We start from the raw sequence: 13,647 nt of genomic DNA, 5'->3' as shown, positions 1-13,647 counted from the left end.
GAGCAGGCGGCCCGTTCGGTCCTCACCTGACGTCTGCTGACAGGATTGCCGCGATGCGTTTCACCGATATCTTCATCAAGCGGCCGGTGCTGTCGCTGGTGGTCAGCATGCTCATCCTGCTGCTCGGCCTGCGCGCCGCCTTCGAGCTGCCGATCCGGCAATATCCAAAGCTGTCGAACACGGTCGTGAACGTCACGACGGTCTATCCCGGCGCGTCCGCCGACCTGATCCAGGGCTTCATCACCACGCCGCTGGAGCAGGCCGTCGCCTCGGCCGAGGGCGTCGACTACATCACCTCGTCGTCGGTGCAGGGCACCAGCACGATCCAGGTGTTCGTCAAGCTCAATTTCGATCCGAACCAGGCGCTCACCGAGGTGCTCGCCAAGGTGAATTCGGTTCGTTACCTGATTCCGAAGGAGTCGAACGACCCGATCGTCACCAAGACCACGGGGCAGACGACCTCGGTGATGTATCTCGGCTTCTCCAGCGAGGAGCTGTCGGGGTCGGCGATCTCGGACTATCTCACGCGCGTCGTTCAACCGGTGCTGTCGACGGTGGATGGCGTCGCCGCCGCGAACATCCTGGGCGGCCAGACCTTCGCGATGCGCATCTGGCTCAATCCGGAAAAGATGGCCGGCCGCAACGTCTCGCCGACCGACGTGGCGACGGCGATCGCCGCCAACAACTTCCAGTCCGCCGCCGGTCAGGCCAAGGGCTATTTCATCGTCTCCAACGTCACGACCAATACCGGCCTGACCGACGTCAACCAGTTCAAGCGGATGATCGTGAAGGCCAAGGACGGCGGCTTCGTCCGCATGGAGGACATCGCGACCGTCGAGCTGGCGGCGCAAAGCACCGACGCCAGCGTCGCCTTCAACGGCGAGCGCGCGATCTTCATCGGCGTCGACGCCACGCCGCAGGGCAATCCGCTCAACATCGTCAAGGGCGTGCGCGCGCTGTTCCCGGACCTGGAGCGCAATCTGCCGCCGTCGATGAAGATGAAGGTGGCCTACGATTCCACCAAGTTCATCCAATCCTCGATCGACGAAGTCGAGCACACGCTCGGCGAGGCCGTGCTGATCGTCATCGTCGTCATCTTCCTGTTCCTGGCGTCGCTGCGCTCGGTCATCATTCCCGTCGTCACGATCCCGCTCTCTCTGATCGGCGTCTGCACGATGATGCTGGCGCTCGGCTTCTCCATCAACCTGCTGACCCTGCTCGCCATGGTGCTCGCGATTGGCCTGGTCGTCGACGACGCCATCGTGGTGGTGGAGAACATCCACCGCCATCTCGAGGAGGGCAAGACACCGGTGCAGGCGGCGCTGCAGGGCGCGCGCGAGATCGTCGGACCCGTCATCTCGATGACGATCACGCTGGCTGCGGTGTACGCGCCGATCGGCTTCCTCGGTGGCCTGACCGGTTCGCTGTTCCGCGAATTCGCGTTCACGCTCGCAGGCTCGGTGATCGTCTCCGGCGTCATCGCGCTGACCTTGTCGCCGATGATGTGCTCGGTGCTGCTGACGAGCGCGGAGGAGGGCCGTTTCGCTCGGCTCGTCAACCGCGTGTTCGGCGCGATGACCCGCTGGTATGGCCGGCAGCTCGACCGCTCGCTCGACTACCGGCCGGTGACCGGCCTGTTCGCGCTGACGATCCTCGGGCTGGTGGGCTTCCTCTATATGCACACCTCCAAGGAGCTGGCGCCGGAGGAGGATCAGGGCATCGTGTTCTCGATCACCAAGGCGCCGAAATACGCCAATATCGACTACATCAATTTTTACACCGACAAGGTCGACAAGGCGTTCGCGAAGTTTCCGGAGACCGACCTGCGCTTCATCCTGAACGGCATCCAGGGCCCGCAGGGCGGCTTTGCCGGAATGCTGCTGAAGCCCTGGGACGAGCGCACGCGCTCCTCGATCAAGCTGAAGCCGCTGGTGCAGGCGGAGCTGTCCAAGATCGAAGGCATCAATGCCTTCGCCTTCAACCTGCCGGCGCTGCCGGGCGGCCCCGGCGGCCTGCCGGTCCAGATGGTGATCAGCTCGACCAGCGGCTTCCAGGCTGTCTATGAGCAGATGGCCAAGCTGAAGGACGCCGCGCGCAAGAGCGGCATCTTCATCGTCTCCGACAGCGATCTCGACTTCAACCAGCCGGTGGTGAAGGTTTGGATCAACCGCAGCAAGGCGAGCGATCTCGGCATCACCATGCAGTCGATCGGCAACACGCTGGCCGTGCTGCTCGGCGGCAACTACATCAACCGCTTCAACCTCGAGGGTCGCTCCTACCAGGTGATCCCGCAGGTGCCGCGCGACAAGCGGCTGTCGCCGGAATCGCTGGCCGGCTACTACGTCGCGAGCGCGACGGGCCAGCAGGTGCCGCTGTCGACGGTGGTCAATATCGAGACCGCGACCGACCCGAACTCGCTGACGCATTTCAACCAGCTCAACTCGGCCACCTTCTCGGCGGTGCCGATGCCGGGCGTCACGGTCGGCCAAGCGGTCGACTTCCTGGAGAAGCAGGCCAAGAACCTGCCGTCGGGCTTCAGCCATGATTATCTCGCCGACGCCCGGCAATACGTCCAGGAAGGCAATCAGCTCGCCATCACCTTCGGCTTCGCGCTGATCATCATCTTCCTGGTGCTGGCGGCGCAGTTCGAGAGCCTGCGGGATCCGCTGGTGATCATGATCAGCGTGCCCATGGCGATCGTCGGCGCGCTGATCCCGCTGTTCTTCGGGCTGGCGACGATGAACATCTACACCCAGGTCGGTCTGCTCACGCTGGTCGGCCTGATCACCAAGCACGGCATCCTCATGGTGGAGTTCGCCAACGAGCTGCAACTGAACGAGGGTGTCGACCGCCGCACCGCGATCCAGACCTCGGCACGCATTCGTCTGCGGCCGATCCTGATGACCACGGCAGCGATGGTCACCGGCCTGATCCCGCTCTTGACCGCGTCCGGCGCCGGCGCCGCCAGCCGCTTCTCGATCGGCCTCGTCGTCGTCGCCGGCATGTCGATCGGCACGCTGTTCACGCTGTTCGTGCTGCCGGCCGTCTACACCGTCATCGCCACCGACCACCAGGCCGCGGCGAAGTCGAAGCGCGCCCGCGAGATCGCCCAGTTCGATGCCGAGCCGGACCACGCGCTGAAGGCGACGTGACGCGAGCGTTCATCTGATAATCAACGGCGGCTGCTATGGCAGCCGCCGTTTTGTTTTGGAGGTCTTTCAACACCCCCAGCTGTCGTCCCGGCGAACGCCGGGACCCATAACCACCGGCGGGTGTTGTTGCGCGAGACGGTCACTCCGCGCCTGCCTCGAACCGCTGTCGGTGGCTATGGGTCCCGGCTCGGAGGCCGGGACGACAGCGAATGTGGAGCGGCTGCGATGATTGATCTGTCAGGCGCATGATCGCGAGGCCTCCTCCGCGAGGCCTCACTCCTCCTGCTGCGGATCCAGCGCGTCGCGCAGGCCGTCGCCCAGCAGGTTGAGCGACAGCACGACCAGGAAGATCGCGAGCCCCGGCCAGATCGCCATCCACGGCGCGTTGGTGAGGAAGCGTTGTGCGGCGTTGAGCATGCTGCCCCAGGACGGCGCCGGCGGCTGCTGGCCCAACCCCAGGAACGACAGCGCGGCCTCGGCGATGATGGCGGCGGCGACCGACAAGGTCGCCTGCACCAGCAGCGCCGGCATGATGTTCGGCAGGATGTGCCGGACGGCGATCTGCAGGTCGGTGTCGCCGACGCTGCGCGCGGCCTCGACATACTCTTCGACCTTGACGCTCAGCACCTCGCCGCGCGTGAGCCGGACGAAGATGGGGGTCGCCGAGATGCCGATCGCGATCATCGCGTTGCCAAGGCTCGGCCCAAGGAACGCCGCCAGCGCGATCGCCAGGATCAGGAACGGGCAGGCGAGCATCGCGTCGGTGATGCGGCTGATCAGCGCGTCGATGACGCCGCCGCGATAGCCGGCGATCATGCCGATCGGCACGCCGATCGCCAGCGCGATGACGACGGAGATCGCGCCCGCCATCAGCGAGGCGCGCGCGCCATGGATGACACGGGCCAGCACGTCGCGGCCGAGATCGTCGGTGCCGAACCAATGCGCCGCCGACGGTGCTTTCCGCACCAGCGCCCAGCTCGTCTTGATCGGATCGTACGGCGCCACTAGCGGGGCTGATATTGCGAGCAGGATGAAGGCCGTGATCAGGCCGAGCCCGACCATGGCTCCCTTGCGCTTCACCAGGCGGCGCCAGGTGCGCTGCATCGGCCGCTCGAGCGGGGCGAGGGTGCGGATGCCCGGTGCTGACAGCGTGGTCTCGGCCATGTCAGCTCCTCAGCCGCGGATTGACGAGCACATAAGCAAGATCGGCGATCAGGTTCAGCATGATGTAGACGGTGGCGGTGACCAGCACGACGCCCTGCACGACGGCGTAGTCGCGGTTGAACACGGCGTCGACGATCAGCTTGCCGAAGCCGGGGATGGAGAAGATCTGCTCGGTCAGCACCGCGCCGGAGAGTAGCGTACCGAGCTCCAGCGCGCCCAGCGTGATGACGGGCGTCAGCGCGTTGCGCAGCGCGTGGCGCAGGATGACCTGGCGCTCCGAGATGCCCTTGGCGCGGGCGGTGCGGATGTAGTCGCTGCCCAACACCTGCAGCATGGCGCTGCGGGTGTGGCGCATCAGGATCGCGGCGATGGCGTTGCCGAGCACGAAGGCCGGCATGATGGTCGCGGCGAGGCTGGCGCGCCAGTCCTCGGCCAGCGAGACATAGCCTGAGGCAGGCAGCCAGCCGAGCTGGATCGAGAACACGAAGATCAGCATGATCCCGAGCCAGAAATTCGGCGTCGAGATCCCCCACAGTGCAAACAGATTGGCGGCATAGTCCCAGGCTGTGCCGCGCTTCACGGCGGAGATGATGCCGGCGGGAATGCCGATCAGGAACGCGATCACGATCGCCATCGACGCGAGCTGCAAGGTCACCGGCAGCTTCTGCAGGATGAGATCGCGCACCGGCATCTTGATGCGCAGCGACTCGCCAAAATCGCCTGTGAGCACGCCCTTGATCCAGTAGCCGTACTGGACGGGCAGGGGCTGATCGAGGCGATACTGCTTGCGGATTTGCTCGATGACAGCGGGATCACGCTCCTCGCCAGCCATGACGAGGGCGGGGTCGCCGGGCAGCAGCTGCTGCAAGGAGAAGATGAGGATCGAGACGAAGATCAAGGTCGGGATGATCTGCGCGAGGCGGCGGGCGAGGAAGGTCAGCATGGCCAGAGCCTCGCGCGCCGAGGAGCATGCTCACGATGAGCAACCCCCAGCGTTCCTTCCCCCACAAGGGGGGAGGGAGCGCAGCGGGCGCGGGGCGTCAGTGTCGCCTCCCAATAAGCAGGGGCCACGTCATCGCTCACTTCAGCTTCAGCCCCACCACGCGCAGCAGACCGTCCGGCATCGGCTTGAAGCCCTGGAGCTTCGTGGTCTGCGCGAACAGGAACTTGCGATGGTAGAGGTAGAGGATCGGCTCGTCGGCCTGCTGCTCGCGCACCAGCGTTTCGTAGATCGCCTTGCGCTTGGCCGGGTCGGTGACGAGGCGGGCGTCTTCCAGCGCCTTGTCGGCGGCGGCGTTGCTCCAGGCGCTGTAGTTGAGCGCGGCACCCGAATGCAGGTGGTTGTAGGTGTTGCCGTCGGGATCGCTGCGGCCGCTCCATTCCAGCGAGAAGGCCTGATACTCGCCGGCCTCGGCCTGCTTCAGCGCCGTGGCGAACTCGGTCACGCGGATCTTGAGGTCGAAACCGGCCTCGGCGGCCATCGCCTGCAGTACCTGCGCTGCGGCCTCGCTCTCGCTGTCCTTCGACACCATGAAGTCGACCGTCAACGGCGGCGTCACGCCGGCCTCCTTCAGCAGCGCCTTGGCCTTCTCGAGGTCGCGGCCGCGCACCGGGAAGGCGGTCTGGTAGTAGGGATTCTCGGGATTGACGAACTGATTGCCCGGCTTGAACTCGCCGTTGAACACCACCTGGTTGAGCGCCTCACGGTCGATCGACAGGTCGAGCGCCTGGCGCACCTTGGCGGACTGGCTCAGCGGGCCCTTGGCCTTGTCCTTGCCGATGTTGAGCGTGAGACCGCGATAGCCGAGGCTGGTCCCGGTCGACAGCTTCAGGCGCTTGTCGCTGGTGACGTCCTTGATATCGGTCGCTAGCAGCCGCTCGATGATGTCGAGGCTGCCGGATTTGAGGTTCGCCAGCCGCACGGTGGAGTCGACGATCGGCTGATAGACGATCTTGTCGATGAAGACGTTGTCCTTGTTCCAGTAGTCGGCGAACTTCTCGAACACGATGCGGTCCTGCTGGACGCGCTCGACGAATTTGTAGGGACCGGCGCAGACCGGGCGCAGGCCGAACTTGTCGCCGGCCTCCTTAGCGGCCTTCGGCGACACCATCATGCCGGCGCGGTCGGTGAGCTGGGCGAGCAGCGGCGAGAACGGCGTCTTCAGCACCAGCTTGATCGTGAGGGGATCGACGACATCGACATGGTCGAGCGAGGCGATCTCGGGCTTGCGGAACGAGCCTGGTGTCGAGAGATGGCGGTCGAGCGAGAACTTCGCTGCCTCGGCATCGAACGGCTCGCCGTCCTGGAATTTCACGCCGGGCCGCAGCTTGATAATGACCTCCTTGCCGTCGGCGGAGGTCTCGTGCGACAGCGCGAGCTGCGGCACGATGTTCAGCTTCTCGTCGATATCGAACAACTTGTCGCAGACGGCGGCGAACACGATGCGGCCGACATAGGTCCGCGCCATGGTGGGATCGAGAATGTCGGCATCCTCGGCCAGTCCGATGCGCAACGTGGTCTGTGCCTGCGCAGCCGGGCTGCACGTCACCATCACAGTGGCCGCCGCAGCGGCCAAGCACCAATTCCTGATCATCGGATGTCCCCTACGAATGCAGCCTGCGCTGTTGCACTAATCATACCAACCCCAGCCAGATGCAGTCCTTCCGGGGCTCATGTCGGGTTCGCGAGCGCCGCGGCGATGCCGGCATCGATGGTGGCGCGATCGGTCACGCCAGCCGGGTTCTCGCGGGTCGGCATGAACTGCCGGAACACCGCCCAATGCTTGCGGCTCACGCTCTCCAGCCGCTCGAGTTCGGCGAGCGGATCGGGATGATCGTCGACGCGCAAATCGAGCTCGGACCATTCGTCCTTGCCGTGCACGAGCAGTGCGGCCGACTGCCTGCCGCGCTTGTCGCCGCCGGCGGCCTCGCCAGCCTTCATCGCCGCGATCAGGCGCTGCGCGAAGGGCAGGGCGCTGTGGGCGAGATACGCGTTCGCGGTTTCGTTCAGCACCTGCGGGCCGGCCAGCATGTTGCCGGCAATCGAAAAGCCCTGGCCTTCGAGATGGCCGCACCAGTCGATGCAGTCGCGGCCGGTATGCGCCGCGATCTGGCCGTTGAGATCGAGCATGTGGATCTGCCGGCTTTCGCGGCCGGGATCGGCTGCTGTCAGCAGCTGCACGATGTCGCGCGGATGCCGGCCGTCGCGCAGCAGCGTCGCGCCGTCGATGCCGTAGTAGGGGTTGACCAGCGCCTGCGTGGCGATGCCGCCGCGACCGGCAACGATGAACGGCACGCGCGCGCCGACGGCGAAGAAGCGCGTGGAAACGGCGATGCCGATCCGGCCGGTTGAATCGTCCTTGGCAATGATCGACCAGGTCATCGTCGCCTCTCAGCGTCCCGCGGCGTAGCCCTGCATGCCCCGCGGATTGGCCGCGGCCCGACGGCGGCGGCCGACGCGCGAGGCGGCCGTCAGGCGGCCCTCCGACCAGTCTGGGCCGACCTCGACGACATGACCGCGGCGGCGCAGCTCCTCGATGGTGGCCTTCGGCACGCGGTTCTCGACCACGAGCACGCCGGGGCGTGCGGTGCGCGGCCAGAACGAGATCGGGAAGTGCTCGGAGTGCCACGCCGGCGCGTCGATGGACTCCTGCAGGTTCATGCCGGCATGGACGTGGCGCAGGAAGAACTGCGTGTTCCACTGATCCTGCTGGTCGCCGCCGGGCGAGCCCCAGGCGACGTAGGGCTCGCCGTCGCGCAGCGCCATGGTCGGCGACAGCGTGGTGCGCGGCCGCTTGCCCGGCACCAGCGCGGCCGGATGGTTCTCCTCGAGCCAGAACATCTGCGCGCGCGTGCCGAGGCAGAAGCCGAGCTTGGGAATGACGGGTGAGGATTGCAGCCAGCCGCCGGAGGGCGTCGCCGAGATCATGTTGCCGTCACGGTCGATGATGTCGAAATGCACGGTGTCGCCGCGCACCTCGCCGAAGCGACCGACGGTCGGCTCGCCCGAGCCCATCGCGCCGACCGCCTCGCGGTTGCCTGCGGCCTCGCGCAGCTTCACCTCGGCGCCATAGCCGTCGAGCTTGCCCGGCCGAAGCTCCAGCGAAGCCTTGTCGGTGATCAGCTTGCGCCGCTCGTCGTTGTAGGCATCGGACAGCAAAGTCTGGATCGGAATGTCGGCAAAGTTCGGATCGCCGTAGAACGCCTCGCGATCGGCGAAGGCGAGCTTGGCGGCTTCGATCTGCCAATGGATGAAATCCGGCCCCGTCGGATCTAGGCCGTCGAGCGCAAAACCCTTGAGCAGCGCGAGCTGCTGCAAGAGCACCGGGCCCTGGCTCCAGACCCCGGCCTTGCACACGGTGTAGCGGCCGTACTCGTAAGTCAGAGGAGCTTCGATGGTCGGCTGCCAGCGCGCCATGTCGTCGGCGGTCAGCACGCCCTTGTGGCGCGTGCCCGAGACGTCCATCACGTCCTGCGTCCGGCAGAAGCGGTCGATTGCTTCGGCAACGAAGCCTTGCGACCACGCCTTGCGCGCGCGCTCGATCTGCGCGTCGCGATTCTCCCCGGCGCTCTCGCCTTCGCTGAGGATGCGCGCGTAGGTCTCGGCAAGCTGCGGATTGGTGAACAGCGTGCCGGGGCGCGGCACCTCGCCGTTCGGCAGGTACAGCGCGGCCGAGGTCGGCCAATGCGTCTTGAACAGCTGCTCGACGGTCTGGATCGTGGCCGAGACGCGCTCGACCAGAGGATAGCCGTCGCGCGCGTAGGAGATCGCCGGCTCCAGCACGTCGCGCAGCCGCATCGTGCCGTAGTCGCGCAACAGCAGCATCCAGGACTCGAAGGTGCCGGGAACGCAGGCCGCGAGCAGGCCGGTACCGGGCACCATGTCCAGGCCTTCGCGCTTGTAGTGCGCGATGGTGGCGCCTGATGGCGCGGGGCCCTGGCCGCAGATCACCTCGGTGCGCCCGCGCTTCACGTCGTGCAGGATGATCGGCACGTCGCCGCCGGGGCCGTTGAGATGCGGCTCGACAACCTGCAAGGTGAACGCCGCCGCGACGCCGGCATCGAAGGCGTTGCCGCCGCGCTCCAGCATCGCCATGCCGACGGCGGTCGCGAGCCAGTGGGTCGAGGTGACGACGCCGAAGGTGCCGTCGATCTCGGGGCGGGTCGTGAAGGGATCGGGGTTGATGAAGCTCATGGGCGGCGTTGACCTATCCTAAGTACTCGCCGTCATTGCGAGCGAAGCGAAGCAATCCAGGGCCGTGCATGACGCCCCTGGATTGCTTCGTCGCTTCGCTCCTCGCAATGACGACCCATTTGAATTCCGTCGTGTGGCTTCACGCAACCGATGCAGTTGGAACGGCCGTCGTGGCCGGCTGGTTCACTGCATGGCAAGCGACGCCGCCGATCAGCTCCGGGGACTTCTGCCGGCAAAGATCGAACGCCAGGGGACAACGCGGGTTGAACGTGCAGCCCGACGGCGGATTGATCGGGTTGGGGATCTCGCCCTTCACCGGAATGCGCTGGCGGCCGGACATCGAGAGGTCCGGCACCGCGCCGAGCAGCATCTTGGTGTAGGGCATGCGGGGATCGTTGAAGAGCGCGCGTCCCTCCGCGATCTCGACGATGCGGCCCAGATACATCACGCCGATTCGGCTCGCCATGTGGCGCACGACCGCGAGGTTGTGGCTGATGAACAGATAGGTCAGGCCGAACTTGTCCTGCAGGTCGCGCATCAAATTGAGGATCTGCGCCTGCACGGAGACGTCGAGCGCCGAGGTCGGCTCGTCGCAGACGATGAACTCGGCCTCGGAGGCGAGCGCGCGCGCGATGGCGATGCGCTGGCGCTGGCCGCCGGAGAATTCGTGCGGAAACTTCTGGCCGTCGTCCGGGTGCAGGCCGACCAGGGTCAGGAGCTCGCCGACGCGAGCCTTGATCTGGCGCTCGCCCTCGATGAGGTTGAAGGCGCGGATCGGCTCGGCGATGATGGACTCGACGCGGAAGCGGGGGTTGAGGCTGGCGTACGGATCCTGGAACACCATCTGGATGCGCCGGCGCAGCTTGCGCCGCACCTGCGCCTGACGCGCCTCGCTCATCGACACGCCGTCGATGATGACCTCGCCGGAGGTCGGCGCCAGCAGCCCGACCACCATGCGCGCGACCGTCGTCTTGCCGGAGCCGGACTCGCCGACGAGCGCAAACGTCTCGCCCTTTTTGATGCCGAAGCTGACGCCGTCGACCGCCTTCAGGAATTCTTGCGGCTGGCGCTCGATGACACGGTTCAGCCAGGGTTTCGAGACGTCGAACACCCGGCGCAGATTTTTAACCTCGACGAAATCGCTCATGCCGCGGTCTCCGTCGCGCGATCATACAGATGGCAGGCGACCGCCTGCGTGCCCTGGCGCAGCGGCTCCGGCCGGTCGATGCGGCAGCGGTCGAAAGCGAAGCTGCAACGCGGATTGAACGAGCAGCCCGGCGGAATCACCGACAGCCGCGGCATCGAGCCGGGGATCTGCACCAGCCGCTTGTCCTCGCCCGCCAAGGTTGGGATCGCGCCCATCAGGCCCTTGGCGTAGGGATGCAGCGGGTTCTTGATGACCTCCTGCACCGGGCCGATCTCGGCGACGCGGCCGGCATACATCACGGCCACGCGGTCGCAGGTCTCGGCGATCACGCCCATGTCGTGGGTCACCAGCATCACGGCGGTGCCGTGGTCGCGGCCGAGCCGCTTGATCAGCGAGATGATCTGCGCCTGCACGGAGACGTCGAGCGCGGTGGTCGGTTCGTCGGCAATGATCAGCTCCGGCTCGGCGCACAGCGCGAGCGCGATCACGACGCGCTGGCGCATGCCGCCGGAGAATTCGTGCGGATAGCCGTCGATGCGCTTCTCGGGGGCGGGAATGCCGACCTCGGCGAGCAGATCGATGGCGCGCTTGCGCGCCTGCTGGTCGGTGAGATTGGTGTGGGTCTTGATGGTCTCGACGATCTGGTCGCCGACGCGGTACAGCGGATTGAGCGAGGTCAGCGGATCCTGGAAGATCATGCCGATGCGCTTGCCGCGCACCTTGCGCATCTCTTCCGGCGGCAAGTTATCGATCCGCAGGCCCGACAGCAGGATCTCGCCGCCGGAGATGCGGCCGGGGCGGTCGATCAGGCCGATCACGGCGAGGCCGGTGACGGACTTGCCGGCGCCGGATTCGCCGACCACGCCGAGCACCTCGCCCTTGGCGATGTCGTAGGAGACGCCGTCGATCGCGCGCAGGGTGCCGCGCCGTGTCTCGAACTCGACCTGCAGATTGCGCACGGACAGAACGGGGGCGGTCATGAGGTCAAGCCTTCGCAACGCATGAACGGGGTCATCGCAGTTTCGGATTCAGCGCGTCGCGCAGCCAGTCGCCAAGCAGGTTGATCGCGAGGATCAGGCCGGCCAGCGCGATGCCGGGGAAGGCGACGATCCACCATTCGCCGGCGAACAGATAGTTGTTGCCGATGCGGATCAGGGTTCCGAGCGATGGCATCGTCTCCGGCATACCGGAGCCGAGAAACGACAGCGTCGCCTCGGTGATGATCGCGAGCGCAAGATTGATCGTCGCGATGACCAGCACCGGACCCGTCGTGTTGGGCAGCACGTGGCGCAGCATGATGACGGGCGCGGGCAGGCCGATCAGCTGGGCGGCGGCGACATAGTCCTTGTTCTTCTCGACCAGCACCGAGCTGCGCACCGTGCGCGCATATTGCACCCAGAACGACAGGCCGATGGCCAGCACCAGCACGCCCAGCATGCTCAGCCAGTCCAGATGATTGCCGGAGACGGATTTGGCGATGCCGTTGACCAGCAGCGCGATCAGGATCGGCGGGAAGGTGAGCTGCACGTCGGCGATGCGCATGATCACGGTGTCGACGCGGCCGCCGAAATAGCCGGCGACGAGGCCGAGGCCGATGCCGAGCACGCCAGAAAAGACGACGCCGAGAATGCCGACCAGCAGCGAGATCCGCAGGCCATAGAGAATCGCGGACAGCACGTCGCGGCCCTGCTCGTCGGTGCCGAGCAGGAACGGGCTCTGACCGTCCGCGGTCCACAGCGGCGCGATGCGGGAATTGAGGAGCTGCAGCTGCGCCGGATCGAACGGGTTCTGCGGCGACAGCAGCGGCGCGAAGATTGCGAGCAGGAAGAACAGCAGCGTAACGATGGCGGCGGCCACCGTCAGCTTGGAGCGGCGGAACGAGTAGAACAGGTCGCTCGCCAGCGCGCGCTTCAGCCAGCCATCGGCGGCTGCGCGCGGGGCCTCGGCGGGCGTGGGATGGGGCAGGGCTGCGTCGCTCATGATCAGGCCGGACGGCTGATGGTCGCGCGCAGGCGCGGATCGACCACGGTGTAGAGGATATCAACCACGAGATTGATGGTGACGAAGATCAGCGACACCATCATCAGGTAGGCCGCCATGATCGGGATGTCGACGTTCTGCACCGCCTGCACGAACAACAGGCCCATGCCCGGCCATTGGAACACTTGCTCGGTGATGATCGAGAAGGCGATGACCGAGCCGAACTGCAGGCCGACCACCGTGATGACCGGAACCAGCGTGTTGCGCAGCGCATGGCCGAAATGGATGGCGCGCGTGGTCAGCCCGCGGGCGCGGGCGAAGCGGATGTAGTCGGTGCGCAGCACCTCGAGCATCTCGGCGCGGACCAGCCGCATGATCAGCGTCATCTGGAACAGGCCGAGCGTGATCGAGGGCATGATCAGCGCCTTCCAGCCGGAGAGCGTGAGCAGGCCGGTCGACCACCAGCCGAGCTTCACGACGTCGCCGCGGCCGAAGGAGGGCAGCCAGCCGAGCGTCACCGAGAACAGATAGATCAGGAGGATGCCGATCAGGAACGTCGGCAAGGAGATGCCGATCAGCGACACCATCTGGAACAGCTTCGCCATCAGGGACTCGCGGCGCAGCGCCGAGAACACGCCCATGATGATGCCGAAGAACAGCGCGAGGATCGTGGCGCAGACCGCGAGCTCCAGGGTCGCCGGCATGCGCTCCTTGAGGAGATCGGAGACGGGCTGCCGGAACTGGTAGGAGACACCGAACTTGAACTGCGCGGCATCGAACAGATAGCGCCCGAACTGCACGATGAAGGGATCGTCGAGTCCGAGGGACTGGCGGATCTGGGCGCGTTCCGCCGACGATGCGTCGATCGCCACGAGCTGGCTGACCGGGTCGCCGGCGAAGCGGAACATCGCGAACGCGATGATCCCGACGGCGATCATGACGCCGATGGCCTGAATTGCTCGGCGAAGCGTGAAGGCGAGCATCTGGTCCTTTCAGTCCTCTCGATCGCG

At 66.2% G+C, this 13,647-nt stretch carries 10 protein-coding genes; 1 reads left to right on the top strand and 9 read right to left on the bottom strand.

The window, feature by feature from the left end; translation table 11 throughout:
- Window positions 1-53: 53 nt before the first annotated feature.
- A complete protein-coding gene (locus BRAD285_RS21635) occupies window positions 54-3,152 on the top strand; it encodes a MexW/MexI family multidrug efflux RND transporter permease subunit (RefSeq protein WP_006613371.1) in 3,099 nt (1,032 codons plus the stop codon).
- A gap of 273 nt (window positions 3,153-3,425) precedes the next feature.
- On the opposite strand, the gene BRAD285_RS21630 is transcribed toward BRAD285_RS21635, so the two are convergent.
- The 9 genes from BRAD285_RS21630 to BRAD285_RS21590 form a co-directional block, all read right to left on the bottom strand.
- Window positions 3,426-4,256, bottom strand: a complete 831-nt coding sequence (locus tag BRAD285_RS21630) for an ABC transporter permease (RefSeq protein ID WP_006613370.1) — start codon at window positions 4,254-4,256, stop codon at window positions 3,426-3,428.
- Between the two features lie 61 nt (window positions 4,257-4,317).
- Window positions 4,318-5,259 carry an ABC transporter permease gene (locus BRAD285_RS21625; protein ID WP_006613369.1) on the bottom strand — a complete coding sequence of 314 codons (942 nt, stop codon included), beginning with the start codon at window positions 5,257-5,259 and terminating at the stop codon, window positions 4,318-4,320.
- A 136-nt stretch (window positions 5,260-5,395) separates the two neighbouring features.
- Window positions 5,396-6,868 (bottom strand): ABC transporter substrate-binding protein, encoded by a 1,473-nt coding sequence (locus BRAD285_RS21620; RefSeq protein ID WP_006613368.1) that lies wholly within the window; start codon window positions 6,866-6,868, stop codon window positions 5,396-5,398.
- 119 nt (window positions 6,869-6,987) lie between these two features.
- Window positions 6,988-7,698 carry a DUF1028 domain-containing protein gene (locus BRAD285_RS21615; protein WP_006613367.1) on the bottom strand — a complete coding sequence of 237 codons (711 nt, stop codon included), beginning with the start codon at window positions 7,696-7,698 and terminating at the stop codon, window positions 6,988-6,990.
- Between the two features lie 9 nt (window positions 7,699-7,707).
- A complete protein-coding gene (locus tag BRAD285_RS21610; RefSeq protein WP_006613366.1) occupies window positions 7,708-9,510 on the bottom strand; it encodes a gamma-glutamyltransferase family protein in 1,803 nt (600 codons plus the stop codon).
- 139 nt (window positions 9,511-9,649) lie between these two features.
- Window positions 9,650-10,657, bottom strand: coding sequence for an ABC transporter ATP-binding protein (locus BRAD285_RS21605; protein ID WP_035647471.1), 1,008 nt, complete (start codon window positions 10,655-10,657; stop codon window positions 9,650-9,652).
- Window positions 10,654-11,637, bottom strand: a complete 984-nt coding sequence (locus tag BRAD285_RS21600) for an ABC transporter ATP-binding protein (RefSeq protein ID WP_006613364.1) — start codon at window positions 11,635-11,637, stop codon at window positions 10,654-10,656. Before BRAD285_RS21600 ends, BRAD285_RS21605 begins: the two co-directional genes overlap by 4 nt.
- 31 nt (window positions 11,638-11,668) lie before the next feature.
- Window positions 11,669-12,637, bottom strand: a complete 969-nt coding sequence (locus BRAD285_RS21595; RefSeq protein ID WP_006613363.1) for an ABC transporter permease — start codon at window positions 12,635-12,637, stop codon at window positions 11,669-11,671.
- A gap of 2 nt (window positions 12,638-12,639) precedes the next feature.
- Window positions 12,640-13,620: an ABC transporter permease gene (locus BRAD285_RS21590; protein ID WP_006613362.1), complete on the bottom strand. Its 981-nt coding sequence runs from the start codon at window positions 13,618-13,620 to the stop codon at window positions 12,640-12,642.
- Window positions 13,621-13,647: the final 27 nt, after the last annotated feature.

This window comes from Bradyrhizobium sp. ORS 285 (assembly GCF_900176205.1).
Taxonomy (GTDB): domain Bacteria; phylum Pseudomonadota; class Alphaproteobacteria; order Rhizobiales; family Xanthobacteraceae; genus Bradyrhizobium.
The sequence above is the reverse complement of the archived record's forward strand: the minus strand, read 5'-3'. Positions and strand labels throughout refer to the sequence as shown.

What these genes read in the sequence shown, in the direction of transcription:
- BRAD285_RS21635 (WP_006613371.1), top strand. Translation starts at nt 54, where the DNA reads ATGCGTTTCACCGATATCTTCATCAAGCGGCCGGTGCTGTCGCTGGTG.
- BRAD285_RS21630 (WP_006613370.1), bottom strand. Translation starts at nt 4,256, where the DNA reads ATGCAGCGCACCTGGCGCCGCCTGGTGAAGCGCAAGGGAGCCATGGTC.
- BRAD285_RS21625 (WP_006613369.1), bottom strand. Translation starts at nt 5,259, where the DNA reads ATGCTGACCTTCCTCGCCCGCCGCCTCGCGCAGATCATCCCGACCTTG.
- BRAD285_RS21620 (WP_006613368.1), bottom strand. Translation starts at nt 6,868, where the DNA reads ATGGTGACGTGCAGCCCGGCTGCGCAGGCACAGACCACGTTGCGCATC.
- BRAD285_RS21615 (WP_006613367.1), bottom strand. Translation starts at nt 7,698, where the DNA reads ATGACCTGGTCGATCATTGCCAAGGACGATTCAACCGGCCGGATCGGC.
- BRAD285_RS21610 (WP_006613366.1), bottom strand. Translation starts at nt 9,510, where the DNA reads ATGAGCTTCATCAACCCCGATCCCTTCACGACCCGCCCCGAGATCGAC.
- BRAD285_RS21605 (WP_035647471.1), bottom strand. Translation starts at nt 10,657, where the DNA reads ATGAGCGATTTCGTCGAGGTTAAAAATCTGCGCCGGGTGTTCGACGTC.
- BRAD285_RS21600 (WP_006613364.1), bottom strand. Translation starts at nt 11,637, where the DNA reads ATGACCGCCCCCGTTCTGTCCGTGCGCAATCTGCAGGTCGAGTTCGAG.
- BRAD285_RS21595 (WP_006613363.1), bottom strand. Translation starts at nt 12,637, where the DNA reads ATGAGCGACGCAGCCCTGCCCCATCCCACGCCCGCCGAGGCCCCGCGC.
- BRAD285_RS21590 (WP_006613362.1), bottom strand. Translation starts at nt 13,620, where the DNA reads ATGCTCGCCTTCACGCTTCGCCGAGCAATTCAGGCCATCGGCGTCATG.